A 26,224-nucleotide genomic window follows, 5' to 3' on the forward strand; every position below is an offset into this window, starting at 1 on the left:
AGATTACCAAACGCGAACCTGTGGCAGAATCCTACACGGGTTGCGGAAAAGTCCCGCATTTGCTGGTTTGACATTCTGTGACATGCACGTCTGGCCTCTTCGCGAGCAAGCCCGCTCCCACAGAGGATCTTCGGTGAATGCAGGATTTGTGTATGCCGCAGATCAACTGTGGGAGCGGGCTTGCCCGCGAAGACTATCGGTCAACCGCCGCAAATATTGCCGGTTAGCGCAGGGTTTCCCTCTCCAGGTCTTCAGCCGCCACCACCACCTTACCCTTGGTCTTCAACTCACTGACGATCACCGCCGCCACAATCAAACCCGCGCCCACCAGGGCAATCGCCGGCAAACGCTCCCCGGCAATCCGCCCGACAATTCCTGCCCATACCGGCTCACCGGCATAGATCAACGTGGCGCGGGTCGGCGAGACGCTTTTCTGGGCCCAGTTCATCGCCACCTGAATCGCCGCGCTGGCTGCCCCCAGGCCCAGGGCGCTGCACAGCAGCAACCAGGAAAAGTCCGGAATAGGTTCCTGGGTCGGCACCACCAGCAGGAACGACAGCACCGAGGTCACCGCCAATTGCACCACGGTCACCCGGCGCACATCGACCTGACCGGCAAAGGTACTGATCAGAATGATTTCCGCAGCAATCGCCACGGCGCTGATGAGGGTGGCAATTTCCCCCGGGCTGAAATTCAACGAAGCCCCAGCGGGCCCCGACAGCAACATCAACCCGGTGAACGCCAGCATGATCCCGATGCTCGGCATCAGGCCCGGACGCCGCCCCAGCACCAGCCATTGCAACAACGGTACAAAGGGCACATACAGCGCGGTTATGAACGCCGACTGGCTGCTCGGAATGCTCTGCAACCCCACCGTCTGCAAGCCATAGCCGAGCATGATCGCCACGCCGATGAAGGATCCGGCCTTGAGCTCGAACAGCGTCAGGTCACGCAGGTGCCGCCAGGAAAACAGTGCGACGATGAGGGCGGCGGCAGCGAATCGCAGGCCGACGAAAAACATCGGTCCGCTGACAGTCATCGCATGTTGTACCAGCAGGAAAGTCCCGCCCCAGACCATGGTGATCAACACCAGCACGCACTCGGCCTTGCTGAATCGCGAGAAGCGCAGAGAAGTATTGTGGGGAGAGTTCACTGACGTCATGTCCTTGCGCGCTACCTGAGGGGGACGCACAATGCGTCGAATGTTGCGCAGTATACTGCCCAACCCTACCGAGTGAGCAATATAGTGCACAAAGATTCCACGCAAAGGGCCTCGGTCCTGCAACACGTCAGCCTCAATGTCCGGCGCCTGCGGCATGCCGCCGATATGAGCCAGACGGCGCTCGCGGAAAAATCCGGGGTCAGCCGGCGGATGCTGGTGGCGATCGAGGCGGGTGAAAAGAACGTCAGCCTGACTACCCTCGATCGAGTCGCCGAAGCCCTCGACGTCGCGTTCAGCGACCTGATCCAGGCCCCCGATGCCCGCGATCCGAGTCGCATCAATGAACTGGCCTGGGCCGGAACCATTCCTGGCAGCAAGGCGGTGTTGCTGTCCAAGGCCAGTGCCACCCGCGCGGTGGAACTCTGGGAGTGGCGCCTGGAACCGGGCGAGCACTATCCCTCCGAACCTGATGCCGATGGCTGGAGCGAACAGCTCTACGTGTTTGAAGGTTGCCTGACGCTGATGCTCGGTGATGTGCCGCACACCATCGCAGCCGGGGAGTTCTACATGTTTGCCAGCAACCAGCCGCACTCCTATCGCAATGACGGCGAGGTCGCCGCGCGTTTCGTGCGTAACGTGGTGATCTGAACTGTTGGCTTGGCAACAGTAGATCAACACTTTGGCTGATTGCGAGTGCAGCTTCTAAACCGAATCTGCAGACAATCCCCCGAAATCCAGCGGTTTGAAACGAGGCACGGGATCTGCATTGTCTGGGTAACTTTCAGAACTGCAGCACCCCACCAGCCCAGCGGACCACTGCACGCTTTTGCCCATGAACAGAGGGTTATTCCCATGAGCGTGCACCCACTCAAATCTCAAGCCGATGCGCACTTCAACCAATATTTAATCAGCGCTCCCCGTGCCCTGGGACAGTTACAGCGCAGGGCCCAGGTCAGTCCGCTGCAGCCGGCGCTGTGGCAGCAACGTCGCGGGCAATGGCAGGTGTGGCGCTGGATCGACGTGTTGCGCGATGTCGAACGTTTGGCCGATGGCTTGCGCCAGCAGGGTTTCAGCCAGGCATCGCGGCTGGCCGTGAGTGGTACTCGCGCGCCGGACCAGGTACTGCTGGCCTTGGCAGCGTTGCGCAATGGCGGCCAGGTGCTGAGCATGCCGGATGCCGGGAATGCCGAGTCACTGCAGCCAGCGCTCCTGCGCAGCCGGGCCAGTCACGCTTTCCTGCCGGGTGCGCCCCACCGGCGACAGTTCGGCTTGGCGCTGCTGGACTTCGACGAATTGCTGGGCCCGAGTGAATCTGCTCATCACTTCCTGCGTTGGGGCCAGTACCCGCAGATCCGCTGCGAGGAGGCGGACGGCCTCGGCGAGCTGCTCGAACAGTGGCTGCACGGCGGCCATGTCCTGGCGTTTACGCAAAGCCCTGACAGCGCCCGCCGCGATCGAGGCGCAGGCCCGCCATCGCTACTTTGGTACTGCTTGATGACGCTCCCGCGGATTTGGCGCTTATTATCGTCCCATGACTTCCATTCAGGAAAACACTGATCTGTGAGAACGCCATGAGTGAAATCCCGCGCGGGCAGGCCAACGACGCCATCCGCCAAGCTGACATCCTGATCATCGGCGGCGGCCTCAGTGGCGCGATGTTGGCCGTGCAGCTGCTGCGCCTGCCGGGCAAACGCTCGGTGCTGGTGATCGAACCCCGGCCCGAGCTGGGTCGGGGCGAGGCCTACAGCGCGGTCGAACTGGGCCACACGCTTAACGGTAACGCGGCGCGGATGAGCGTCGATCCGGACAATGCCGACGACCTGACGCAGTGGCTGACCGAGCATATCGCGGCGGGCGGCTGGCCTGAGTCCGATCAGCAGCATGTGCCGATCAGCCAGTTGTTCCCGCCACGCGGGCTGTTCGGCGAGTATGTGCAACAACGTCTGGCGCAAGCCCGGGCGCTGGGCGCGGTGAACGGATCAAGTGTCGAACACGTGCAGGCGCAGGTGGTAGACCTGGAGCACTTGGCCGATGGCGTGCGACTGATCTTGAGCGATGGGCAACGCCTGCAGGGCGCTTTCGCGGTGCTGGCCACCGGAATGTTTCCCGCCGCACGCACGCCCCAGACCCAATCGAGCGGTTTGAACGCCGCGGCACTCGATCCATGGGACGTGGCTGCGATGCGCCAGCTGGATCCGCAGTCGACGGTCTTGATCATCGGCTCCGGGCTGACCATGGTGGATGCCGTGGTCTCGTTGGAGCAGGCCGGACACCGTGGACCGATCGAAGTGTTTTCCCGGCACGGCCTGCTGCCCCATGTACGCCGTCAGCCACCGGCCTGGCCCGACTTTCTCGCCGAAGACCAGGGCATTCGTACGCCGCGGCAACTGGTTCGCGAACTGCGCCGGCATTGTCGGCACGCCATCGCCCAGGGTATCGACTGGCAAGCGCCGTTGGATACGGTGCGGGTGCACATTCCACGCCTGTGGAGCCAGGCAACGGACGAGCAACGTCGGCAGTTCGTGCGGCACGTGCGCCCTTGGTGGGAAAGCCATCACCATCGCTCGCCGCCCTTGAGCGCCGAGTTGGTGGCGCGGTTGCATGGGGAAGGGCGGCTGCGGATTCAGGCAGCGTCGTTCAAGGGGCTTGAGCCTTCGTCGGGGCATGGGGTGGGCATCCGCATTCGCCGCCGCGGTGAGTCGGTGGAATGTGTGGTCAGGGGGGCGGCGTTGATCAATTCCAGTGGCATCGAATATGACTGGCGGCGGGTGGCGCGACCTCTGCCCAGGCAGTTGCTGGCCCGCGGCTTGATCCAGCCTGGACCGCTGGCGCTGGGAATCGCGGCGGCGGTGGACGGCGCGGTGATCGGCGCTGACGGAGGAGTCTGCGGCCGGCTGTTCGCCATGGGGCCGCCGTTGCGTGGCATGTGGTGGGAAAGTACAGCGGTGACGGACGTGGCGCTGCAGGCCAAAGCGCTGGCCCTCAGACTCACTCAATAACTGTAGGAGCAAAGCTTGCTCGCGATGGCGTCAGTCGGCTCACATCAATGCTGAATCTGAGCCCGCCATCGCGAGCAGGCTCGCTCCTACAGTGGCGACGCGCAAATCAATAACGCTGATACTTCGAGCCGAATTCAGGGCGGTTCTCAGCCACATACAGTTTGCTCGCCTGAACATCCTTGCGCTCAATGCCCACGGTATTGACGTTCAACGTCGCCGGTTGGGTAACCGTCGCCGCAGCAACGACCTGCGAAGTTGCATGGGGCGCGGCCATGGCCGAAGTGGCACCGAGGACCGACAGGGCAAATCCAACACCGATGATAGTTTTCATGAGGTAGCTCCAGAACGTGGGAAGAAGATGTGGCCACTGTAGGGCTGGAGCCCCCTGATGAAAAAACACCCGTGCGCATAGTCTTTATCAAGGACGTTGATCCGCGAGTGCGGGTTCAGTCCTGTCGCGCCGAGGCTTCGAGAACATTTCTTCAGGTAATTGCCGACCCGTTCGCCGATCATTTTGTATCGGACTGTATCCATCGCCCCGTCGGACACCTTATGCCGCAATCACGCGGGTTTTGCGACACAAGGCAGATACCTCAGCCCGGCTTAATCGGCTGCAGCGAGAGCAGCCCTCTCATCCGCCACCTGCAGGAGCACCCTGACGTGAACAACGCCTTGTCGAACATTAGATCCACTCAACGCCGGCGCCTGGTCGGTTCTTCGCTACTTGCTGCGGTCATGCTGCAGTTGGGTGCCCTCGGTGTGGCCAATGTGCAGGCCAGCACACCCGCAGCTGCGGTCAGCGTCAAGGTCGATCCCTCTCCCGTGTTTGGCCCGTTGAAGCACGTGCAGGCCGGATTGCTCAATGTCGCTTATGCCGAGGTGGGGCCGGCTGACGGCCCGGTGGTCATTCTGCTGCATGGCTGGCCTTATGACATTCACAGCTATTCCGAGGTGGCGCCACTGCTCGCGGCGCAGGGTTATCGCGTGCTCATGCCGTATGCGCGGGGCTACGGCGATACGCATTTTCTCTCCGATAAGACTCTGCGCAACGGCCAGCCGGCCGCATTGGCCAGTGATGTGATCGACTTCATGGACGCGCTGAAAATCAAGCGTGCAGTGCTGGGTGGCTACGATTGGGGCGCGCGTTCGGCGGACATCGTGGCGGCACTCTGGCCGGAGCGGGCGGAGGCGTTGGTGGCGGTCAGCGGCTATCTGATTGGTAACCAGGCCGCGGGCAAAAATCCATTACCGCCCAAGGCCGAGTTGCAGTGGTGGTACCAATTTTATTTCGCGACAGACCGTGGCCAGGCCGGGTATGAAAAAAATCGCCATGACTTTGCCAAATTGATCTGGGAACTGGCCTCACCGAAGTGGACCTTCGACGACGCCACGTTCCAGCGCAGCGCGGCGGCCCTGGATAACCCCGACCACGTCGCGATCACGGTCTTCAATTACCGCTGGCGCCTGGGGTTGGTCCAGGGTGAAAGCCAGTACGAAGCCCTGGAGCAGAAACTGGCCAAGGCGCCGTCCATCAGCGTCCCGACCATCACCCTCGAAGGCGACGCCAACGGCGCACCGCATCCAGCTCCCGAAGACTATGCGCAACGTTTTACCGGCAAGTACGAGTTCCGCCTGATCAAGGGCGGAATCGGCCACAACCTGCCACAGGAAGACCCGCAGGCCTTTGCCAAGGCGGTGATTGATGCCGATAACCTGTGACGGATGAGCGACCATCGCCTGGGAGGAGACCTGTCTGTGGGAGCAAGGCTTGCCGGCGATGGCGATCTTGCGGGCGCTATCGCTGGCAAGCCAGGCTCCTACGGTTGATCCGGGGGTACGCTTGATTTTGGCTCGCCACAGACCCGTAGGAGCCCGGCTTGCCGGCGATGGCGATCTTGCGGGCGCTATCGCTGGCAAGCCAGGCTCCTACGGTGGATCCGGGGGTACGCTTGATTTTGGCTCGCCACAGACCCGTAGGAGCCCGGCTTGCCGGCGATGGCGATCTCGCGGGCGCTATCGCTGGCAAGCCAGGCTCCTACAGTTGATCCGGGGGTACGCTTGATTTGGCTCGCCACAGACCCGTGGGAGCAAGGCTTGCCCGCGATGGCGATCTTGCGGGCGTTATCGCTGGCGAGCCAGGCTCCTACGGTTGATCCGGGGGTACGCTTGATTTTGGCTCGCCACAGACCCGTAGGAGCCCGGCTTGCCGGCGATGGCGATCTCGCGGGCGCTATCGCTGGCAAGCCAGACTCCTACGGTGGATCCGGGGGTACGCTTGATTTTGGCTCGCCACAGACCCGTAGGAGCCCGGCTTGCCGGCGATGGCGATCTTGCGGGCGCTATCGCTGGCGAGCCAGACTCCTACAGTTGATCCGGGGGTACGCTTGATTTTGGCTCGCCACAGACCCGTAGGAGCCCGGCTTGCCGGCGATGGCGATCTCGCGGACGCTATCGCTGGCAAGCCAGGCTCCTACGGTTGATCCGGGGGTACGCTTGATTTTGGCTCGCCACAGACTCGTACGAGCCCGGCTTGCCGGGGATGGCGATCTTGCAGGCGCCATCGCTGGCAAGCCAGACTCCTACGGTTGATCCGGGGGTACGCTTGATTTTGGCTCGCCACAGACCCGTAGGAGCCCGGCTTGCTGGCGATGGCGATCTCGCGGGCGCTATCGCTGGCAAGCCAGGCTCCTACGGTGGATCCGGGGGTACGCTTGATTTTGGCTCGCCACAGACCCGTAGGAGCCCGGCTTGCCGGCGATGGCGATCTTGCGGGCGCTATCGCTGGCAAGCCAGGCTTCTACAGAGCCAGACTCCTACAGGAATAACTCCCCCGGCGGCTTGCGCAATTCAGGCACTTTTGATCATTTCGATCAGGCGTTCCGGCCATACCGTTTCGCGGGTTTGCTGTAACTCATCGACCGACCACCACTTGTGCTCGGTCATCACCCGTGCCTCATCTGCCGTCCAGCCATCACGCGTCAATTGCTCATACCGGGAACGCACCACGTAATAGCGCTCCACCGACAACACGGTCTCGCCGCTGGGTAACATCATCGTAAAGTTACGCTCGGCCACGCAGGTGCCCACGTCGTCTACCTGCAGCCCGGTTTCTTCGCGCAGTTCACGAACCGCAGCAGCCTCGAAGCTCTCTCCCTCTTCAACACCGCCACCCGGTGTCGCCCAGTAGTCACGGCCGTCGAGTGCATCGCCCTGGTGCTGGAACCGAAAGAGCAGCACCTCGTTCGACGGGTTTATCACCAGCAGTCGTGCAGCATTACGTTGTCGCATTGTCATTCCCTGAAAAGCAGCGAGCCGAAGCAATGGCTTCGGCTCGCGATATTACAGGACAGGCCTGCGGGCTATGCAACCACGCGATAACACGGCACATACGCCGCGCCGCCCGGCAGTTTCATCCGGTGCTGGGCCACGAAGGCCTTGAGCAGTTGATCCAGCGGCTGCATGACCGCCGCATCGCCACGGATCTGATAGGGCCCATGTTCTTCGATCAGGCGGATGCCCTTGTCCTTGACGTTGCCGGCAACGATGCCGGAAAACGCCCGGCGCAGGTTGGCGGCCAGTTCGTGGGCCGGCAGGTCGCGGCTCAGGTTGAGGTTGGCCATGTTTTCGTGGGTCGGATCGAACGGGCGTTGCAGGCTTTCGTCGATCTTCAACAGCCAGTTGAAGTGGAACGCATCGTTACGCTCGCGGCGGAACTGCTTGACCGCCTTGAGGCCCTGGGTCATCTGCCGGGCCACTTCGGCCGGGTCGTCGATGATGATTTCGTAATGCTGTTTCGCCGCCTCGCCAAGGGTGGCGGCAACGAACGCGTCAAGCTGCTCCAGGTAAGGCGCCGCATGTTTTGGCCCGGTGAGGATCACCGGGAATGGCAGGCCTTTGTTGTCCGGGTGCATCAGGATCCCGAGCAGGTACAGGAACTCTTCGGCGGTGCCGGCGCCGCCCGGGAAGATAATGATGCCGTGGCCGACTCGCACGAAGGCTTCCAGGCGTTTTTCGATGTCCGGCAGGATCACCAGTTCGTTGACGATCGGGTTCGGCGCTTCGGCGGCGATGATCCCGGGCTCGGTCAGGCCCAGGTAGCGGCCACCGTGAATCCGCTGCTTGGCGTGGGCGATGGTGGCGCCCTTCATCGGGCCTTTCATTACGCCGGGGCCGCAACCGGTGCAGATGTCCAGGCTGCGCAGGCCCAGTTCATGGCCGACTTCCTTGGTGTACTTGTATTCTTCGGTGTTGATCGAATGGCCACCCCAGCACACCACGATCTTCGGCTCGATACCGGGACGCAGGGTGCGGGCGTTGCGCAGCAGGTGGAAGACGTAGTCGCTGATGCCCTGGGAACTGCTCAGGTCGATGCGCTGGCTGTCCAGTTCGTTTTCGGTGTAGACGATGTCGCGCAAGGCGCTGAAGAGCATTTCCCGGGTGCTGGCGATCATTTCGCCATCGACGAACGCATTGGCCGGGGCGTTCAGCAGTTCGAGACGCACGCCACGGTCCTGCTGGTGAATGCGGATTTCGAAGTCCTTGTAGGCTTCGAGAATGGTCTTGGCATTATCAACATGCGCGCCGGTGTTGAGGATGGCCAGGGCGCACTGGCGGAAGAGGGTGTAGGTGCTGCCGGATCCGGCTTCGCTCAGTTGCTGCACTTCACGTTGAGAAAGGGTTTCCAGGCTGCCTTTAGGGCTGACAGAGGCGTTGATTACATGTCGTTGGGTCATTCAGTGATCCTTAAAACGATGTCACTCGCACGGGGACCGGCCAATGGCATCCGAATAGTGTGTATCCATGAAAGAAGATGGCACGAACTGCGCAGTATCGCCACGTTGCCCTTTGACGATGAAAAGATGAAAAGGAGCTCCAGCATAGCTAAATCTGTCGGGAAGGCGATAATGCCCCGCAGTCTTTTGCCCCTGAATCTATTACCTGAGCAAGGAACCCCGTCGCAATGTTCGAAATCCAGCCGATGAACGCCCAGACCTATCGACAACAGACTCGGCGCAGCACGGTGATTATTGCCCTGGTGTTCCTGGTGCTGGCGATGCTGCTGTCGACGGTGGCGGTGGCCGTGTTCGGCGAACCCGGCGGCGACAACATGCGCTTCAACGTCGGCGGGGTGTTCGTGGCGGTGTTGCTGATGGTCGCGTTGATGCGTTCAGTGTTCTGGAACCAGCCGTGGATGGCCGCAGCCGTCTATGGCTGGCAGCTCAAGCGCAGCCTGATGAGCGTGACCAATGTCATGCACCAGGTCACCGCTGCGGTGGAACGCGATGACCCCCGCGCGCTGAAGTTGCTACGCTTCTATCATCTGGGCCTGACCCAGATGCACGAGCTGGACGGCAACTCCAGCGACCACGGGCAATTGAACCGCGAGATCGACCAGCACAAGGCGCGAATGGAAGCGCTGGGCATCGACATCGGGCAGACACGACTGGATCCCGCCTGGATCGACGCCGTGAAGCAGACGTCGAAACCATAAGAGGTCAGGGAGTGACATGGGACAAATGTCCATCAACGAGCATCTCGATAATACCCAGCCGGCCGTGCTATTGAACGATGGCCAGGGGTTGTTCAGGCTGAAAATCCGTTCACTGGTGTTTTTCCTGATCGCCGTGTGCCTGTCGATGACCACCATCGCCGGCTGGGAAGTCTGGAGTTCGCGCCAGTACCACCTGCGGGACAAGGAAGTGGCGATGTCCAACCTTGCGCAGGCCCTGGCCTGGCAGGCGCAGGCGTCGATCAAGCAGGCGGACACGCTGCTGCTGACGTTGGTCGAGCGCCTGGAGAACGAAGGCATCGAATCGGCTCGCCAGCCCAGGATGCAACGCCTGCTGGCAGTCCAGCGTCGCGAGCTGAGCCAGCTGCACGGCCTGTTCGTCTACGACCAGAGCGGGCAGTGGATCGCCAACTCCAACGGCGCCGACCTGCCGAACGCCAATAATTCGGACCGCGAGTACTTTATTTATCACCGCGATCATCTTGATCGCGGGCCCCACATCGGCCCGTCGATCAAGAGTCGATCCACTGGCGAATGGATCATGACCGTGTCGCGCCGGGTCAGTCATCCGGACGGCAGCTTTGCTGGCGTGGCCCTGGCGACCATACATCTGAGCCATTTTCTCGCGCTCTACGACAGCATCGACATGGGCCGCAACGGCGTGATCAACCTGATCGCCGATGACGCGACGATCGTCGTGCGTCGTCCGTTCAAGGAAGCCGAAGTCGGCAGCAGCGTGGCCAATGGTCCGCTGTTCAAGCAACTGCTGCCCCTGGGCGATTCCGGAACGGCCAGGGTCAGGTCGGTGGTTGATGGGGTGGAGCGGGTGGTCGGCTTTCGTCGGGTCGAGGGTTACCCGCTGATCGTGTTCACCGCGTTGAATCAGCAAGAAGTACTCACCGGCTGGCGCGAGGAATCGTGGCTCAGCGCCGGCATCGTCGCCCTGTTCCTCGGGCTGTTGGGGCTGCTGGGGTATCGTCTGATCCGCTTGATGAAGCAGCAGAACCACATTCAGAGCGTGCTGCTGGACGCCCAGGAAAAGCTGCTGGAGGTTAATCGCGGCCTGGAGTTGATTGCCTTGGAAGATGCCCTGACGGGACTGTCCAACCGGCGCCAGTTCGATTTGTTCATCATCACCGAGATGCGCCGCGCCCGACGCACCCAGACCCACCTCGCGCTACTGATGATCGATGTCGATCATTTCAAGCGTTTCAACGATCTGTACGGCCACGTGGCGGGCGACGCGTGCCTGCGCAAAATCAGCTCGATCATCAGCGCGCACATCAAGCGCCCCGGTGATCTGGCCGCGCGATACGGCGGCGAGGAGTTCACGGTGGTGCTGCCGGGTACCGACTATGTCGGCGCGTTCCTGGTGGCGGAGAAAATCCGCCAGGCAGTGCAATTGGCGGCGATCGAACACAGCGAGGGCGTCGAAGGCACGGTCACCGTGAGCGTTGGGGTCTGCGCCTGGGATCCGGCTTCGCACGCTCAGCCCGATGACCTGGTGCGATCCGCCGACCGCGCGCTGTACGTGGCCAAGGCCAGTGGACGCAACATGAGTGTGATCGACAAATAGCTTCAGCGGCGCGGCCCCGGGCGCATTTTCAGCAGCAGACGCAGGTAGATCCCGAGGTTGAGCACCAGTACCACGGCGCCCAGCCCCAATTGGATAGTCGGGGTCAGGCCGGCCGGATAGATCGCCGGCCAGATGTAATGTTCGACGAAACCGCCGGCATAGCCGGTCTGGCCGGCCGCGTCGCGCATGCGGTTCTCCCATTCGGTGAGCGGGCAAAACAGGTGAAAGACTTCCACCGAGATGCCCCATGCGACCGCAGGCAGGTGCAGCACCGCCAGCTGGCGCCATTTGAGTACCAGCAGCCCGCCAAACAGCACGACCAGAATGAACAGCAGATGAAACAGCACCAGCCCGTCGGCGGCGATTCGGTAGAGCATAGGGGCTTCCCTGGTTGTGCCGGATGGACTGCGCCATGGTACTCGGTCGACGGGCGGCAAATAACTGGAAATTGTGCATGCCTTCGCGAGTAAGTACTGGCAAAGTTGCAGGTCTTTTTTCCAGTCGCAGAACGCTATGTCCAACGCTCATATGCCCCGCAGCGCATTCTTGCGCGGCGCCGTGGCGATCCTTCCCTTGTCCCTGGCGACCGCGCCCTGGGGCCTGCTGGCCGGCTCCATGGCCATCGAAGCCAACCTTACGCCCCTGCAAGGCCAGGGCTTGTCGAGCATCGTATTTGCCGGCGCCGCACAACTCGTCGCCATTGGCATGCTTAAGGGCGGCGCGGGGATCTTCTCGATCCTGCTAACCACGCTGCTGCTGACCTCCCAGCATTTGCTCTACGGCATGAGCCTGCGCTCGGTGATCTCGCCGCTGCCGGGGCGCTGGCGGGTGGGCTTGGGCTTTTTGCTCACCGACGAGCTATTCGCCCTGACTAGCCAGCACGATAAGCAACAGTTCAACCGCTGGTACGCCCTTGGGGTCGGGTTGACGTTCTATATCGCCTGGAATCTCTTCACCCTGGCCGGCATCGTGCTCGGCAGCAGTATCCCTGGGCTGGAACACCTGGGCCTGGACTTCTCGATCGCCGCGACCTTCATCGCCCTGATCACTCCCGTGGTGCGCAACGTGCCCACCGTGGTGTGCGTCGCGGTGGCGCTGTTCTGTTCGGTGCTGTTCAGTTACTGGCAATGGGGCTCGGCGCTGGTACTGGCGGGGCTGGCGGGAATGATGGCGGGATTTGTGTGCAACAAACTTTATCTGGGGCAAACGGCATGATGGTCTGGGCAGTCATTTTCGGCATGGGCGTGCTGGTGTTTCTCAACCGCTACGTATTTCTGGAGCCGCGCTTGCCAGTACGCCTGAGCAGCAACGCCCGGCAATTTCTCGGTTTTGCCGTACCCGGCATGCTCACCGCCATCTGCGGGCCCATCGTGTTCATGCCGGAAAAGCAACTGAACCTGCAGTGGGACAATCCCTACCTGCTTAGCTCACTGGTGGCGGTGGGGCTGGTGCTGTGGTCCCGCAGCACTTTGCTGAGCATGCTGTTGAGCATGGCGTTTTTCTTTGCGCTGCGCTGGTGGCTGTAATTCTGTTCTACGCTTGAGTGGATGACCTTCAGGATGAGAGGTGAACATGGCCAATGAACCCAAGCGTCCGGATCCGGACGAACCCGACGAAGCAGAAATACAAGAGCAGAACAGGCGCTCGAAGCAGGACTGGAAACATGACGACAGCCGAGAGCTGTCAGAGCGTGATCAGGAACGTCCACTGAAACCTTGAACCGTGTTTTCTTCGCGGCGGCGCCTGCAGTTGTGTTTGCAAGAGCCGCCGCGCTGCAGCCGTGCGCTCAGATATCTTCCAGCTGGGAGAAATCGGGGTGCGTCGCGCGATAGCCCAGGGTCCTGTCGATCCAGGCATTGAGCTCATTGACCATCACCGGAGGCTTGCCTGGGTAGCGCTGCAAGGTTGCGCGCAGGGTGGTGTCGATATTGGGCACCGAGGCCAGGTTTCGGGTCTTGATGTATTGCCCGATGAAACAATCGAGTTGATAACGTTCGGTGGTCGACAGGTGGACACACTCGAGGCTGCTGATTTGCCTGATGTAAAAATCGTCGCGCAACTGGGTTCTCTGCAAGGCTGGAGTTACTGGGTTTCCGTCCTTGTTGACTCTGCGGTCAGTCAAGGAAATGGCCATGGAAATGCGGCGCGCATGCTAGCGGCACTGACCCGGAATGTATGTATTACAGTCGAAATGTCAGACAGGCGGTTGGCGCGGCAAATGGCCATGCTTCGTTCGCTTGTTAAGCTGTTGAAACACTCTGTGTAACGTTGCAGATGCCTGCATATTTAGCTGTGCAGTTACATAAGTTGTTCAATCAGTTCTGGTCCCTGGTTACGCACATTACCCACTGCCTTGCTGACTCGGAACCACTCGAACACTTCGCTGGCTTCGCCTTGAAACAAGGCCATCTGCTCGGCGCGTTCCTTGGGCGTGGCGGGGTCGAGCCATTCCTGGGCAAGTTCGGCAGATAGCACAATCGGGCGGCGATCGTGGATGTCGAGCATGCCGCCTGCGCTGTCGGCGGTCAGGATGACAAAACCGTCCTCGGGGTTGGGTTCGGCGTCGCCCGCAGGAAATTGGCCGATGGCCGCACAGTAGACTGGCGCCCGGTCCTTGCGGCGGATCAACCAGGGTTGTTTGCCTTCGCCGCTGTCGACCCATTCGAACCAATTGTCCACCGGCACAATCGCCCGGTGCGGCCAGATGGGGCGGAAGTAGGGGCCATGGGCGACCTTTTCCACCCGGGCGTTGATGGGCGGGGCACGGTCCTTGGCCCAGTGCGGCCGCCAGCCCCAGCGCACCAGGTCGGCGTGCACACCGTCGGGTTCCAGGTGCAGCAGGGCGAGGCGGGTGGTTGGCGCGGCGTTATAGCGAGCCAGGGGTTCATTGCCGACGTGGTTGATCAGTGCGTCGGGGATGCTCAGGGCCGCGACGAAGTCATGGATGCCGCGGTATTGGGTGAGGCGTCCGCACATAGATTGGTCCTCTTTCCGCCCTTACGGCGTTTGTATGTCCTATAGGACTGTAGGAGCTGTCGAGTGAAACGAGGCTGCGATCTTTTGATCTTGCTTGGCGTACATATCCGTTGCTGCGGTAACGGCTTCTAAGGGTTCCGCCCTTACGGCGGGTCACTTTCGAAAAGCGCGAAAGTAACCAAAGCGCTTTTTGCCCCACCACTCGGCACCTCGCCCAGGCTCGGTGTGCCCGAACGCAGGCATTGCTCCGCGGGTCGCCGCGATGGGCCGTCCCTGGCCCAGCGCGGCTAAACCGGCATCCTTGCCGGTTTCCCCGCTGCGCAATACCTGCGTTCGGCCAGCGTGGTTAATGGGGCGTCCGTGATCAACAACAGGGCCGTGGCGGCCTTCGGGCCGACCAAGGCATCAAGCCGGCTCGCTGCGCTCGTTGCTCGTGCGCATCCTCGACGTTGGCGCTGCCTTCCCTGTAGGAGCCTGGCTTGCCAGCGATGGCGTCCGTAAGATCGCCATCGCCGGCAAGCCGGGCTCCTACGGGTCCACGTCGACCCCAAATCCCGCGTACACCCGAATCACTGTAGGAGCCTGGCTTGCCAGCGATGGCGTCCGTAAGATCGCCATCGCCGGCAAGCCGGGCTCCTACGGGTCCACGTCGAACCCAAATCCCGCGTACACCCGAATCACTGTAGGAGCCTGGCTTGCCAGCGATGGCGGCGTATCATTCACCATCAATGTAGACTGACCCACCGCCACCCCCCTTCAATTCCTATTCGCCCCCGCCGCGCCGCAGAGGCGCAATCGTCTGGCCAAGGCAAACCATGAAACTGCTGTGCAAGCTCCTCGCTCCACTCCTGATCGCTGCCGGCTTGGCCGGGTGCATTGCTGCGCCTATAGAAATGACCGCGCAAACCGAGCAACGTTTAACCGCGCAACCTCCCATCCGCTTTTTACTGACCTTCGACGACGGCCCCAGCGCCTCAAGCTTCTGGAACCCGACGCTGACGATACTCGACAGCCTCGCGCAAAATCCGCTGCAACCGGGCATCAAGGCGGTGTTTTTCGTGCAAACCCGCGCGTCCCGGGCGGGGGGCAGTGAGATCGGGCGGCAGGTCATGCGCCGCGAGCAGGCTGAAGGCCACGTCATCGGCTTTCACACGGCCACGCCCGGCCACAGCAACCATCGATCCCTGGACGACCTGGCGCTGAGTCAATCGCTCAAGGATGGTGTGGCCGATATCGCCGCAATTACCGGCGCGCCGCCGACCCTGGTGCGCCCGCCGTTCTGGAACTACGACCAACGCACCTTCGCCGCCTACCAGCAACACGGCCTGCATGTGCTGCTCACCGACCTCAGTGCCAACGACGGCAAGATTTGGGGCTTCAACGCCAGCCCGCGACGGCGCTCGCACATGCTGCGGTCAATGTCCGAGGTGCGCGAACGCATTGCCCAAGGTCAATTGCCGGCAGTCGACGGGGTGATTCCGGTAGTGGTGACCTTTCATGACCTCAATCGCTACACCGCAAGGCATGCTCGCGAGTACCTGCAGATCCTCATGGACAGCGCCCGGGAGACAGGCGTCAAGGTCGCGCAAAAGCCTTTCTACGATGACACTGCGGCCCTGCAACGGGCTGCGCTGGCGCGTACCGTGCGCGACAGTTCGCAGCCGGTGCAATTGCCCGGGCTGTGGAACTGGATCTGGTCCCGGGATTCACGCTGAGAAAATTGCTCAAAGTGAGAGCTGGATAACACTGCGACGGGCGCGCAATCGGCAAAGTGGATCTATTCTCACCGGGTCGTTTCCATCAACTGCCGCCGAGTCGTCAGCCATGATGCCCATTTCAGTCCTTTCCAGCATTGTAGAATCCGGGTTCAAGCCGCTGTCGTGCGAATGTACGGAGAGCCTAGGATTACTGGAGAACACGATTTTCGATCCTGGTACCCGCCAGATCGTGCTTTTTATCCGCAATGTATCCGCTGCAGACCTGACCAGCATCCGTTCCATCAACAATCTCATCGCCGAGTTGCGCAGGGAAATCAACGCCGGACGCCGCGCGTTTGCCGGATGACCGGCGGATCAATCCTGCAGCTCGACCGGCAGCAATTCATCAATCATCTGCAGGCAGTGTTTCAAGCCCGGCGATACATCGCCCACCCGCCGACTGAGAATGATCGGTGAAGTTGCGTTGTCTTCCAGCAACGCGGTAAAGCCAATGTCGTCCCGGTGCAGGAGTTGCACGGACGCCGGCACCAGGGTCACTCCGATGCCTGCCCCGACCAGGCCGATCGCGGTTTGCAGCTCGTTGGTCCATTGCGCCACCTGGATGCTCACACCATAGGATTCGAACAGCGCGATCACATGGTCGGCATAACTGGGGCGCGGGTTGCCCGGATAGAGTACGAACGGTTCCCTGGCCAGTTCCCGCAGGCTGATCGGCGCGCCCAGCAGCGGGTGCCCGGCGGGCAGGGCGGCGACCAGGCGGTCCTCGGTCAGCACGGTCTGGATGATGGCCGGGTCGTCAATGCGGATTCGCCCAAAGCCGATATCGATCCTGCCGGCCTTGAGCGCCTGCACCTGCTGCAGCGTGGTCAGCTCCGACAGCCCCAGTTCCAGCTCCAGGGGCTCGCCGCTGCGCAAGCGGCGGATCAGTTCCGGCAGCACGCCATAGAGCGTCGAGGGCGCAAAGCCGATCCCCAGCCAGGTTTTTTCCCCGAGGCCAATGCGCCGGGTGTTGTCACACACCTTGCTCAGTTGCTCCAGAAGCGCACTGGAGTGCTCGTGGAAAAACCGGCCGGCGTCGGTCAACTTCAATGGTCGGCCACGTTCTAACAACAGCACCCCCAACTCCTCTTCCAGCTGCTGGATCTGCCGGCTCAGGGGCGGTTGCGCGATGTGCAGCAACTCGGCAGCGCGGGTGAAGTTGAGGGTTTTCGCCAACACCTGAAAGTAGCGCAGGTGACGCAGTTCCATGGAGCCTCCAGAACTTTCAAGTTTTCATACCTGTAAGGTATCAAGTCAGACCAATTCTATATTGGCTTCCAGAAAAAAGCCGTACCAGAATCGGTTGCAGAACTCCAAGAACCTGACGGGTATCGAAATGCTTGCAACAGCCATTGAATCGATCGAGACGATCATCGTCGATCTGCCGACCATTCGCCCGCACAAGCTGGCCATGCACACCATGCAGAACCAGACGCTGGTGATCATTCGCGTGCGTTGCGCCGACGGCATCGAAGGTATCGGCGAAGCCACCACCATCGGTGGCCTGGCGTATGGCAACGAAAGCCCGGACAGCATCAAGACCAACATCGACCGCCACTTCGCGCCGCTGCTGCTGGGTCAGGACAGCGCCAACGTGAATGCGGCGATGCTGCGCCTGGAGCGCAGTATCCGTGGCAACACCTTCGCCAAATCAGGTATCGAAACCGCCTTGCTCGACGCCCAGGGCAAGCGCCTGGGCCTGGCGGTCAGCGAATTGCTCGGTGGCCGGGTGCGCAATGCGCTGCCCGTGGCCTGGACCCTGGCCAGTGGCGATACCGCCAAGGACATCGCCGAAGCGGAACAAATGCTCGACCTGCGCCGCCACCGCATCTTCAAGCTGAAAATCGGCGCCGGTGAAGTCAATCGCGACCTTGCGCATGTGATCGCCATCAAGAAAGCCCTGGGCGATCGCGCAAGCGTGCGGGTGGACGTCAATCAGGCCTGGGACGAAGCGGTGGCCATCCGTGCCTGCCGGATCCTCGGCACTAACGGTATCGACCTGATCGAACAGCCGATTTCGCGCAACAATCGCGCCGGCATGGCACGCCTGAATGCCATGAGCCCGGCGCCGATCATGGCCGACGAATCCATCGAATGCGTGGAAGATGCGTTCAACCTGGCCCGTGAGGGCGCCGCTTCGATCTTCGCCCTGAAGATCGCCAAGAATGGCGGCCCACGCGCCGTGCTCAAGACCGCAGCCATTGCCGAAGCGGCCGGTATCGGCCTGTACGGCGGCACCATGCTCGAGGGCGGGATCGGCACCATGGCTTCGGCCCAGGCGTTCATCACCCTGAACAAGCTGGCCTGGGACACCGAGCTGTTCGGCCCGTTGCTGCTGACCGAAGACATCCTGCGCGAACCGCTGGAGTATCGCGATTTCGAGCTGCACGTACCGACCACCCCGGGCCTGGGCCTGGTGCTGGACGAAGAACGCCTGGCGTTTTTCCGCCGCGACAAGTCTTCCACTGTTCTTCATCAAGTCTGAGGAGTGCATCATGCTGTTCCACGTAAAGATGACCGTGAACCTGCCGGTCGACATGAATACCGAGTTGGCCGCCAAGCTCAAGGCTGACGAAAAGGCGTTCTCCCAGCGTCTGCAAGACCAGGGCAAGTGGCGTCACCTGTGGCGCATCGCCGGGCTGTACGCCAACTACAGCGTGTTCGATGTCGAGAGCGTCCAGGAACTGCACGACCTGCTGATGCAACTGCCGCTGTACCCGTACATGGCGATCGAAGTCACCGCGATGTGCCGGCATCCTTCGTCGATTCGCGAGGATGACCGCTGAACCCAGCCTGTTCAGTTCGCTACGCTAATAATTACAAGATGAGGAACCACCATGAACGTCAAGATTTCCCACACTGCTGCTGCCCAGCAATTTCTCGAAGAAGCCAGCGGCCTGCACAACGATGCCGGCAGCCCGCGGGTCAAGGCGTTGATCTACCGCATTCTGCGTGACTCGGTGAACATCATCGAGGACCTGGCGGTAACGCCGGAAGAGTTCTGGAAAGCCGTCAACTACCTCAACGTGCTGGGCTCGCGCCAGGAAGCCGGGCTGGTCGTCGCTGGCCTGGGGCTGGAACACTATCTCGATTTGCTGATGGATGCCGAAGACGAGCAGGCCGGCAAGGCTGGCGGCACTCCGCGCACCATCGAAGGCCCGCTGTACGTGGCGGGCGCATCTTTGTCCAACTTCGAGGCGCGCCTGGACGACGGCGTTGATCCGGGCGTAACCCTGTTCATGCAAGGCCAGGTGCTCAATACCGCTGGCGAACCACTGGCCGGTGCGGTGGTGGATGTCTGGCACGCCAACACGGGCGGCACTTATTCCTACTTCGACAGCACTCAATCGGAATTCAACCTGCGCCGCCGTATCGTGACCGACGCCGAGGGCCGTTACCGTTTCCGCAGCATCGTGCCGTCTGGCTACGGTTGCCCACCGGATGGCCCGACCCAGCAATTGCTGGATCAACTGGGACGCCACGGCCAGCGCCCGGCGCATATCCACTTCTTCATCTCGGCTGCCGATCATCGCCACCTGACCACCCAGATCAACCTGGACGGCGACGAATACCTGCACGACGATTTCGCCTACGCCACCCGTGATGAGCTGATCGCCAAGATCACCTTCAGCGACGACCAGGCGCGCGCGGCGGCCTACGGTGTCAGCGGCCGATTCGCCGAAATCGACTTCGACTTCACCCTGCAGTCGTCGGCCCAGCCGCAGGAGCAGCAACGCATGGAGCGGGTTCGCGCACTCGAAGATTGATCTTTGCAATGCTCGTGGGGGGACTGACTTCAACGTTAATGTTGAATGTCAATCCGTCTTCGCGAGCAAGCCCGCTCCCACATTGGACCGCGTGAAATGCAGTGCAATGTGGGAGCGGGCTTGCTCGCGAAGAGGCAAGAAGCCCCACGTGTCAGCTCACGGATACACCGCTGCCTGTATTGCCTTAGAATGCCCAGAAGCACCCATAACAACAACGAGAGTGACCCGATGATGCACGCGCAACTGTTGAGTCAGCGCAGCACTGTATTCGACCATGCCGACCCCTACGCGGTGTCGGGCTACGTCAATCAGCATGTCGGGAACCATTGCATCCTGATGCCCAGGGCCGGCCAACCCCTGGCCAGCCTCAATCATCGCAAATTCGCCAGCCTCGACCTGTGCCGCATCAGTTACGGCGGCAGCGTGCGCGTCACCTCAGGTGCGCTGGAAACCATCTATCACCTGCAAGTGTTGTTGCGCGGCAACTGCCTGTGGCGTGGTCACGCCCAGGAGCATTACTTCGCCCCCGGCGAGTTGCTGCTGATCAATCCCGACGATCCGGTGGACCTGACCTATTCCGACGATTGCGAAAAATTCATCCTCAAAGTACCCGCGTCGTTGCTCGAGTCCGTCTGCAATGAGCAGCGCTGGCGCTATCCGGGGCAGGGCGTGCGGTTCCTGGAAAACCGCTACCAGCTCAACGAACTGGAAGGTTTCGTCAACCTGCTGGCGATGATTTGCCAGGAGGCCGAGGCGACCGAGCAAATTCCCCGGGTGCAGGAGCACTACGCGCAGATCATCGTCAGCAAGATGCTCAGCCTGATGAAGACCAACGTCAGCCGCCTGGAAATCGGCTCACAGACGGCGACGTTCGAGGCGATTGCCGATTACATCGCCAGGAACCTCAAGCACGACATCGACAGCGAGGAACTTGCGCGCCAGGCCAGCATGAGCCTGCGTTCGTTGTACGGCCTGTTCGAACGCAACGCGAGCACCACGCCGAAAAATTACATCCGCCAGAAACGCCTGGAACGCGTCAACGCCTGCCTCAGCGACCCGACCTGCATCGTGCGCAACGTCACCGAGGTGGCGATGGATTACGGCTTCCTGCACCTGGGACGGTTCTCCGACAGCTACCGCAAGCAGTTCGGCGAGCTGCCCTCCGACACCCTCAAGCGCCGGCATTAACCGCGCACGCTGTGGGGGCGGGGCTTGTGTGGGAGCAAGGCTTGCCCGCGATAGGGCCAGAACATTCAACACCAACGTAGCTACTCGACCGCCATCGCGAGCAAGCTTTGCTCCCACAAAAAAGCTTAGCTCCCACAGCGGTTGTCACACCGCTGCACTAAACGGATAAAGGTCTGCACCCAGCGGATAGTCCGTGTCATCCCCCCGTCCTAGCATGGCCCTGCCTGAATAAAAACAATGGAGGCGGCGGCCATGACCCTGCGACCCGAATACCTGCAATCCCTGCTTGAAGACGATCCAGAGCAGGGTATCTATCGCTGCAAACGCGAGATGTTCACCGACCCGCGCCTGTATGACCTCGAGATGGAACACATCTTCGAAGGCAACTGGCTGTATCTCGCCCACGAAAGCCAGATCCCCAACAAGAACGATTTCTACACCACCACCATGGGGCGCCAGTCGATCTTCATCGCGCGCAACAAGGACGGTGAACTCAACGCCTTTATCAACGCCTGCAGTCACCGCGGCGCCATGCTGTGCCGGCACAAGTCCGGCAACAAGAGCTCCTATACCTGCCCATTCCACGGCTGGACCTTCAACAACTCCGGCAAGCTGCTCAAGGTCAAGGACCCGGCTGCGGCCGGTTATCCGGCGAGCTTCAACTGCGAAGGCTCCCACGACCTGACCAAAGTCGCGCGTTTCGAGTCCTATCGCGGCTTCCTGTTCGGCAGCCTCAAGGCCGACGTAGTGCCGCTGGTGGAACACCTGGGTGAGTCGGCCAAGATCATCGACATGATCGTCGACCAGTCCGCCGATGGCCTGGAAGTGCTGCGCGGTTCCTCCAGCTATATCTATGAAGGCAACTGGAAACTGACCGCTGAAAACGGCGCCGACGGCTACCACGTCAGCTCCGTGCACTGGAACTACGCGGCCACCCAGAACCAGCGCAAGCAACGCGAGGCCGGCGACACCAACCCGACCATGAGTGCCGGCAGCTGGGCCAAGCAGGGCGGTGGTTTTTACTCCTTCGAAAAGGGCCACATGCTGCTCTGGACCCGCTGGGCCAACCCTGAGGACCGTCCGCTGTACGAGCGCCGCGACGAGCTTGCACAGGACTTCGGCAAGGCTCGCGCCGACTGGATGATCGAGAACTCGCGCAACCTGTGCCTGTACCCCAACGTGTACCTGATGGACCAGTTCAGCTCGCAGATCCGCATTGCCCGGCCGATCTCGGTCAACCGCACGGAAATCACCATTTACTGCATCGCTCCCAAGGGCGAAAGCGATCACGCGCGCTCCAGCCGGATTCGCCAGTACGAGGATTTCTTCAACGTCAGCGGCATGGCTACACCGGACGATCTTGAAGAGTTTCGATCCTGCCAGACCGGCTACCAGGGCAGCGTGACCGCCTGGAACGACATGTCCCGGGGCGCCGAGCACTGGATCGAAGGTGCCGATGAAGCGGCCAGGGAAATCGACCTGCATCCGTTGCTCAGCGGCGTGCGCACCGAGGACGAGGGCCTGTTCGTGCTGCAGCACAAATACTGGCAGCAGACCATGCTCAAGGCGCTGGCCGCCGAGCAATCGAAGCTGATTGCCGTGGAGACTGTGTGATGACCATTACCTACGAATCCGTGCGCGATTTCCTCTACCGCGAAGCGCGCTACCTCGACGACCGCCAGTGGGATGAATGGCTGGAACTGTACGCGCCGGACGCGACCTTCTGGATGCCCTCCTGGGACGACAACGACGAACTGACAGAAGATCCGCAGCGGGAAATCTCGCTGATCTGGTACGGCAATCGCACTGGCCTTGAAGACCGTGTGTTCCGCATCAAGACCGAGCGCTCCAGCGCCAGCGTGCCGGACACCCGCACCTCGCACAACCTGAGCAACATCGAACTGCTGGAACAGGCCGACGGCGTCTGCAAGGTGCGCTTCAACTGGCACACCCTGAGCTTTCGTTACAAGACCGTCGACAGCTATTTCGGCAGCAGTTTCTACACCCTGGACATGCGCGGTGAAAACCCGCTGATCAAGGCCAAGAAAGTGATCCTGAAGAACGACTACGTTCGTCAGGTCATCGATGTCTACCATTTGTGAGGCCGGCGCCATGACTCATTCCATCGCATTCAATTTCGAAGACGGCGTCACCCGGTTCATCGACGCCAATCCTGGTGAAACCGTGGCCGACGCCGCTTACCGCCAGGGCATCAACATCCCGCTGGACTGCCGCGATGGCGCCTGCGGTACCTGCAAGTGTTTCGCCGAAGCCGGGCGTTACGACCTGGGTGAGGAATACATCGACGACGCCTTGACGGCCGACGAAGCCGAGCAGGGTTTTGTCCTCACCTGCCAGATGCGCGCCCAGAGTGACTGCGTGGTGCGAGTGCCGGCCTCATCGGATGTCTGCCGCACCCGGCAAGCCAGCTTTGAAGCAACCATCAGCGCCGTGCGCCAGTTGTCCGACAGCACCATTGCGCTGTCGATCAAGGGCGAGTCCTTGAGCAAACTGGCGTTCCTGCCGGGGCAGTATGTGAACCTCGGCGTGCCGGGCAGCACGCAGACCCGTGCCTACTCCTTCAGCTCGTTGCAGCATGACGGCGAAGTGAGTTTCCTGATTCGCAATGTGCCTGGCGGACTGATGAGCAGTTTCCTCACCGGCATGGCCAAGGCCGGCGACAGCATGAGCCTGGCCGGGCCGTTGGGCAGCTTTTACCTGCGCGACATCCGTCGCCCATTGCTGTTGCTGGCCGGCGGCACGGGGCTGGCGCCATTCACGGCGATGCTGGAGAAAATTGCCGAGCAGGGCAGCGAATATCCACTGCACCTGATTTATGGCGTGACCCACGATTTTGACCTGGTGGAGCTCGATCGCCTTGAGGCTTTCGCCGCACGCATCCCCAACTTCAGCTTCAGCGCCTGCGTGGCCAGCCCCGACAGCCAGCACCCGCTCAAGGGCTATGTGACCCAGCACATCGAGCCACGGCATTTGAACGATGGCGACGTCGACGTCTACCTGTGCGGTCCGCCGCCGATGGTCGAGGCGGTCAGCCAGTACATCCGCGAACAAGGCATCGCCCCGGCGAATTTCTACTACGAAAAATTCGCCGCCAGCGCAGCGTGAGCCCTATGGCTCTCCAGCCATACCCGCGGTAGGAGCCATACCCATTGTGGGAGCAAAGCTTGCTCGCGATGAGGGCGGAGCATTCAGCGGGGATGTTGCCTGCGAGATTGCTATCGCGAGCAAGCTTTGCTCCCACAGTGGGTATGGCCTCCACTGTTTGCCTCCACAGCATTGCCCCACAAGAAATGCCGCACCTGATATGTCGAGGTACACATGAACAGATTCCACGAAAAAATCGCCCTGATCACCGGCGCCGCCCAAGGCATCGGCCGGCGTGTCGCTGAACGCATGGCGGCCGAAGGCGCGCGCTTGATCCTGGTCGACCGCTCCGAGCTGGTGTTCGAGCTGCAACAGCAACTGGGCCAGGACAGCTTCGCGCTGACCGCCGATCTCGAGCAATACAGCGAATGCGAGCGTGTGATGCAGGCCGCCGTCGGGCATTTCGGTCGCCTCGACATCCTGATCAACAACGTCGGCGGCACCATCTGGGCCAAGCCGTTCGAGCACTACGAAGCATCCCAGATCGAGGCCGAAGTCCGGCGCTCGCTGTTCCCGACAATGTGGTGCTGCCATGCCGCACTGCCGTTCATGCTGGAGCAGGGCAGCGGCGCGATCGTCAATGTCTCCTCGATCGCCACCCGCAGCATCAACCGCGTGCCCTATGGTGCGGCGAAGGGTGGGGTCAACGCCCTGACCGCGTGCCTGGCATTTGAAACCGCCGGGCGCGGCGTGCGGGTCAATGCCACCGCACCTGGCGGCACCGACGCGCCGCCACGGGTGATCCCGCGCAACAGCGCCGAACAGAGTGCAGAAGAGAAGGTGTGGTATCAGCAGATCGTCGACCAGACGCTCGACAGCAGCTTGATGAAGCGTTATGGCACGCTCGATGAGCAGGCTGGCGCCATTCTGTTTTTGGCCAGCGACGAGGCGTCCTACATAACCGGCATGATCATGCCAGTCGGTGGGGGCGACCAGGGCTGATCAAGCTACAGGCGCCGCTGGAAAGCCTTGACGATCCGCAGCGTGGCTTCGTTGGTACTGAGGTTGTGCACCGAGTTCAGCGGATGCCATACGCAGTCGACTATTTCATTGGTGGGCCGCGCGAGCTCGTAATCCACCACTGATGCTTCGTACACGTGGTGGCAGGTATCGCCGGATTCCAGCGCCATCAGGTAGAGAAGCCCGTCGACCCCCAGGCTGGTTTCCTCCCGCAGCTCACGTTCGGCCGCGTCGGCAATGGTCTCGCCCGGCTCGACCTTGCCTCCGGGCAGCGTCCAGCGGCATCCATACTTGCGTACCAGAAGTATGTGGCGATCCTGCTCGCAGATGACGGTTGCGCGTACTTTCATGCTCTATCCAAATATTGGCTGTCACAATAATGTCATAAAACTGCAATATTAAGACCGTGCAGCTTGCGGGTTTCAGATGATTGGAGCCTGGGAGGAGGGAGAAAGTGCAATCGCTGGCGTCGCGACGTCTGGTCAGCACCTTTGCGGGTGGCAGGTGTAAGGTAGGCAGGTCAATCCTGGATATGAAGCCGCGAAGGAGGTTGTCATGAGTGTACCGATGCTGAACAAAATGCATATGAACGGTTACGACGTACTCAGCGTGAACAATGGTCCATGGCGAGTCTGCACCAAAGGCGACCGTCTGGGCGCATTTGCCAGCCGCGAAGAAGCATTGGCCTTTGCGGCCTCGTTGCCCGGCTACCGCGACAGATCGCCTAAACCTGCAAAGAACCAGTAACTTTTTTGCAGTGATTAAATGTGGCGAGAGAGCCCGCTCCCTCGCCACATTTTTCGTCAGTGAGCCTGATGGCGCGTGATCGCCCGGGCCTTCACTTCCCCGGCGTACAGCGCCAAGCGTTCTTCATCCCCCTGCAGTACTTCACACAAGCGCTTGGCCGCCTTGGCGTCGACCTCATTGCCTGCCTGCTGTAATTGCTCGGCGATGCGCAAAAGCTCCACCGCCGACCAGCGCAGGTCCGAGGCAACGCCCTGCAAGTCCCGCCGAAGTTGCTGTTCCGATTCGTTAAGCCACATGCCAACCTCCTGCAATAATTCTCCGTTTCGAAAGACTAGACCGCTCTGGGGAAGGTGTGGGGGCGCTGCGACGAGCTGCCTTTGGTCGGGAAGGTGGAGGTGAACCCGCCGTAGCGCTGTCG

General features: G+C 61.3%; 30 protein-coding genes. 20 read left to right on the plus strand and 10 right to left on the minus strand.

Annotation, left to right across the window (positions count from 1 at the left end; all coding sequences use genetic code 11):
- Window positions 1-223 precede the first annotated feature (223 nt).
- Window positions 224-1,252 (minus strand): DMT family transporter, encoded by a 1,029-nt coding sequence (locus ORL50_RS16275; protein WP_266016434.1) that lies wholly within the window; start codon window positions 1,250-1,252, stop codon window positions 224-226.
- Between ORL50_RS16275 and ORL50_RS16280 the strand changes: the two genes are divergently transcribed.
- The 3 genes from ORL50_RS16280 (at window position 1,247) to ORL50_RS16290 (ending at window position 4,161) form a co-directional block, all read left to right on the plus strand.
- A complete protein-coding gene (locus ORL50_RS16280) occupies window positions 1,247-1,810 on the plus strand; it encodes a helix-turn-helix domain-containing protein (protein WP_266016435.1) in 564 nt (187 codons plus the stop codon). The genes ORL50_RS16275 and ORL50_RS16280 overlap by 6 nt on opposite strands.
- 204 nt (window positions 1,811-2,014) lie before the next feature.
- A complete protein-coding gene (locus ORL50_RS16285) occupies window positions 2,015-2,719 on the plus strand; it encodes an AMP-binding protein (protein WP_266016436.1) in 705 nt (234 codons plus the stop codon).
- 14 nt (window positions 2,720-2,733) lie between these two features.
- Window positions 2,734-4,161 carry an FAD/NAD(P)-binding protein gene (locus ORL50_RS16290; protein ID WP_266016437.1) on the plus strand — a complete coding sequence of 476 codons (1,428 nt, stop codon included), beginning with the start codon at window positions 2,734-2,736 and terminating at the stop codon, window positions 4,159-4,161.
- Window positions 4,162-4,267: 106 nt separating this feature from the next.
- Here ORL50_RS16290 and ORL50_RS16295 read toward each other — a convergent pair whose 3' ends face one another.
- Window positions 4,268-4,492 carry a hypothetical protein gene (locus tag ORL50_RS16295; protein WP_266016438.1) on the minus strand — a complete coding sequence of 75 codons (225 nt, stop codon included), beginning with the start codon at window positions 4,490-4,492 and terminating at the stop codon, window positions 4,268-4,270.
- Between the two features lie 329 nt (window positions 4,493-4,821).
- On the opposite strand from ORL50_RS16295, the gene ORL50_RS16300 reads away from it, so the two are divergent.
- Window positions 4,822-5,880, plus strand: coding sequence for an alpha/beta fold hydrolase (locus tag ORL50_RS16300; RefSeq protein ID WP_266016439.1), 1,059 nt, complete (start codon window positions 4,822-4,824; stop codon window positions 5,878-5,880).
- A gap of 1,128 nt (window positions 5,881-7,008) precedes the next feature.
- Here ORL50_RS16300 and ORL50_RS16305 read toward each other — a convergent pair.
- Both ORL50_RS16305 and ppnN read right to left on the minus strand, forming a co-directional pair.
- Window positions 7,009-7,449, minus strand: a complete 441-nt coding sequence (locus tag ORL50_RS16305) for an NUDIX hydrolase (protein WP_266016440.1) — start codon at window positions 7,447-7,449, stop codon at window positions 7,009-7,011.
- A gap of 71 nt (window positions 7,450-7,520) precedes the next feature.
- A complete protein-coding gene (gene ppnN, locus ORL50_RS16310; RefSeq protein ID WP_266016441.1) occupies window positions 7,521-8,894 on the minus strand; it encodes a nucleotide 5'-monophosphate nucleosidase PpnN in 1,374 nt (457 codons plus the stop codon).
- A gap of 227 nt (window positions 8,895-9,121) precedes the next feature.
- Here ppnN and ORL50_RS16315 point away from each other — a divergent pair, with 227 nt between their 5' ends.
- Window positions 9,122-9,652 carry a DUF3087 domain-containing protein gene (locus ORL50_RS16315; protein WP_266016443.1) on the plus strand — a complete coding sequence of 177 codons (531 nt, stop codon included), beginning with the start codon at window positions 9,122-9,124 and terminating at the stop codon, window positions 9,650-9,652.
- Window positions 9,653-9,668: 16 nt separating this feature from the next.
- Window positions 9,669-11,246, plus strand: a complete 1,578-nt coding sequence (locus ORL50_RS16320) for a sensor domain-containing diguanylate cyclase (RefSeq protein ID WP_266016444.1) — start codon at window positions 9,669-9,671, stop codon at window positions 11,244-11,246.
- Between the two features lie 2 nt (window positions 11,247-11,248).
- Here ORL50_RS16320 and ORL50_RS16325 read toward each other — a convergent pair whose 3' ends face one another.
- Complete coding sequence (locus ORL50_RS16325; RefSeq protein ID WP_266016445.1) at window positions 11,249-11,623, minus strand: DUF2784 domain-containing protein; 375 nt, start codon at window positions 11,621-11,623, stop codon at window positions 11,249-11,251.
- A gap of 136 nt (window positions 11,624-11,759) precedes the next feature.
- Between ORL50_RS16325 and ORL50_RS16330 the strand changes: the two genes are divergently transcribed.
- From ORL50_RS16330 to ORL50_RS16340, 3 genes are read left to right on the plus strand one after another with little or no spacing between them, the layout of a single operon-like run.
- A complete protein-coding gene (locus tag ORL50_RS16330) occupies window positions 11,760-12,461 on the plus strand; it encodes an AzlC family ABC transporter permease (protein WP_266016446.1) in 702 nt (233 codons plus the stop codon).
- Window positions 12,461-12,772, plus strand: a complete 312-nt coding sequence (locus ORL50_RS16335; protein ID WP_266016515.1) for an AzlD domain-containing protein — start codon at window positions 12,461-12,463, stop codon at window positions 12,770-12,772. The genes ORL50_RS16330 and ORL50_RS16335 overlap by 1 nt, the downstream gene beginning before the upstream one ends.
- Window positions 12,773-12,818: 46 nt before the next feature.
- Entirely contained in the window at window positions 12,819-12,965 is a 147-nt protein-coding gene (locus tag ORL50_RS16340; protein WP_266016448.1) for a hypothetical protein, read from the plus strand.
- Window positions 12,966-13,032: 67 nt separating this feature from the next.
- On the opposite strand, the gene ORL50_RS16345 is transcribed toward ORL50_RS16340, so the two are convergent.
- Both ORL50_RS16345 and ORL50_RS16350 read right to left on the minus strand, forming a co-directional pair.
- Window positions 13,033-13,305, minus strand: coding sequence for a hypothetical protein (locus ORL50_RS16345; protein WP_266016450.1), 273 nt, complete (start codon window positions 13,303-13,305; stop codon window positions 13,033-13,035).
- A gap of 239 nt (window positions 13,306-13,544) precedes the next feature.
- Window positions 13,545-14,222, minus strand: coding sequence for an SOS response-associated peptidase (locus ORL50_RS16350; RefSeq protein ID WP_266016451.1), 678 nt, complete (start codon window positions 14,220-14,222; stop codon window positions 13,545-13,547).
- An 815-nt stretch (window positions 14,223-15,037) separates the two neighbouring features.
- On the opposite strand from ORL50_RS16350, the gene ORL50_RS16355 reads away from it, so the two are divergent.
- Window positions 15,038-15,937, plus strand: a complete 900-nt coding sequence (locus tag ORL50_RS16355) for a polysaccharide deacetylase family protein (protein WP_266016453.1) — start codon at window positions 15,038-15,040, stop codon at window positions 15,935-15,937.
- 109 nt (window positions 15,938-16,046) lie between these two features.
- Window positions 16,047-16,286, plus strand: a complete 240-nt coding sequence (locus tag ORL50_RS16360; protein WP_266016454.1) for a DUF1652 domain-containing protein — start codon at window positions 16,047-16,049, stop codon at window positions 16,284-16,286.
- An 8-nt stretch (window positions 16,287-16,294) separates the two neighbouring features.
- On the opposite strand, the gene ORL50_RS16365 is transcribed toward ORL50_RS16360, so the two are convergent.
- Window positions 16,295-17,188 carry a LysR family transcriptional regulator gene (locus ORL50_RS16365; RefSeq protein WP_266016455.1) on the minus strand — a complete coding sequence of 298 codons (894 nt, stop codon included), beginning with the start codon at window positions 17,186-17,188 and terminating at the stop codon, window positions 16,295-16,297.
- Window positions 17,189-17,315: 127 nt separating this feature from the next.
- On the opposite strand from ORL50_RS16365, the gene ORL50_RS16370 reads away from it, so the two are divergent.
- The 8 genes from ORL50_RS16370 (at window position 17,316) to ORL50_RS16405 (ending at window position 25,041) form a co-directional block, all read left to right on the plus strand.
- Complete coding sequence (locus ORL50_RS16370; protein WP_266016517.1) at window positions 17,316-18,464, plus strand: muconate cycloisomerase family protein; 1,149 nt, start codon at window positions 17,316-17,318, stop codon at window positions 18,462-18,464.
- A gap of 10 nt (window positions 18,465-18,474) precedes the next feature.
- Window positions 18,475-18,765: a muconolactone Delta-isomerase gene (gene catC, locus ORL50_RS16375; protein ID WP_266016456.1), complete on the plus strand. Its 291-nt coding sequence runs from the start codon at window positions 18,475-18,477 to the stop codon at window positions 18,763-18,765.
- Window positions 18,766-18,816: 51 nt separating this feature from the next.
- On the plus strand, window positions 18,817-19,746 hold the full coding sequence (gene catA, locus ORL50_RS16380; protein WP_266016457.1) for a catechol 1,2-dioxygenase: 930 nt from the start codon (window positions 18,817-18,819) through the stop codon (window positions 19,744-19,746).
- A gap of 228 nt (window positions 19,747-19,974) precedes the next feature.
- Complete coding sequence (locus ORL50_RS16385) at window positions 19,975-20,934, plus strand: AraC family transcriptional regulator (protein WP_314531165.1); 960 nt, start codon at window positions 19,975-19,977, stop codon at window positions 20,932-20,934.
- A 252-nt stretch (window positions 20,935-21,186) separates the two neighbouring features.
- Window positions 21,187-22,548: a benzoate 1,2-dioxygenase large subunit gene (benA, locus tag ORL50_RS16390; RefSeq protein ID WP_266016459.1), complete on the plus strand. Its 1,362-nt coding sequence runs from the start codon at window positions 21,187-21,189 to the stop codon at window positions 22,546-22,548.
- Entirely contained in the window at window positions 22,548-23,036 is a 489-nt protein-coding gene (benB, locus tag ORL50_RS16395; protein WP_266016460.1) for a benzoate 1,2-dioxygenase small subunit, read from the plus strand. The genes benA and benB overlap by 1 nt, the downstream gene beginning before the upstream one ends.
- A gap of 10 nt (window positions 23,037-23,046) precedes the next feature.
- Complete coding sequence (gene benC / locus ORL50_RS16400; RefSeq protein WP_266016461.1) at window positions 23,047-24,060, plus strand: benzoate 1,2-dioxygenase electron transfer component BenC; 1,014 nt, start codon at window positions 23,047-23,049, stop codon at window positions 24,058-24,060.
- 213 nt (window positions 24,061-24,273) lie between these two features.
- Window positions 24,274-25,041, plus strand: coding sequence for a 1,6-dihydroxycyclohexa-2,4-diene-1-carboxylate dehydrogenase (locus ORL50_RS16405; RefSeq protein ID WP_266016462.1), 768 nt, complete (start codon window positions 24,274-24,276; stop codon window positions 25,039-25,041).
- 5 nt (window positions 25,042-25,046) lie between these two features.
- Here ORL50_RS16405 and ORL50_RS16410 read toward each other — a convergent pair whose 3' ends face one another.
- Window positions 25,047-25,409 (minus strand): NUDIX hydrolase, encoded by a 363-nt coding sequence (locus ORL50_RS16410; RefSeq protein WP_266016463.1) that lies wholly within the window; start codon window positions 25,407-25,409, stop codon window positions 25,047-25,049.
- Window positions 25,410-25,614: 205 nt separating this feature from the next.
- On the opposite strand from ORL50_RS16410, the gene ORL50_RS16415 reads away from it, so the two are divergent.
- On the plus strand, window positions 25,615-25,806 hold the full coding sequence (locus tag ORL50_RS16415; protein ID WP_266016465.1) for an SPOR domain-containing protein: 192 nt from the start codon (window positions 25,615-25,617) through the stop codon (window positions 25,804-25,806).
- A 56-nt stretch (window positions 25,807-25,862) separates the two neighbouring features.
- Here ORL50_RS16415 and ORL50_RS16420 read toward each other — a convergent pair whose 3' ends face one another.
- Window positions 25,863-26,102 carry a hypothetical protein gene (locus ORL50_RS16420; protein WP_266016466.1) on the minus strand — a complete coding sequence of 80 codons (240 nt, stop codon included), beginning with the start codon at window positions 26,100-26,102 and terminating at the stop codon, window positions 25,863-25,865.
- Window positions 26,103-26,224: the final 122 nt, after the last annotated feature.

The sequence above is a fragment of the Pseudomonas sp. RIT-562 genome (assembly GCF_026241895.1).
In the GTDB taxonomy this organism is placed as follows: Bacteria; Pseudomonadota; Gammaproteobacteria; order Pseudomonadales; family Pseudomonadaceae; genus Aquipseudomonas; species Aquipseudomonas mandelii_F.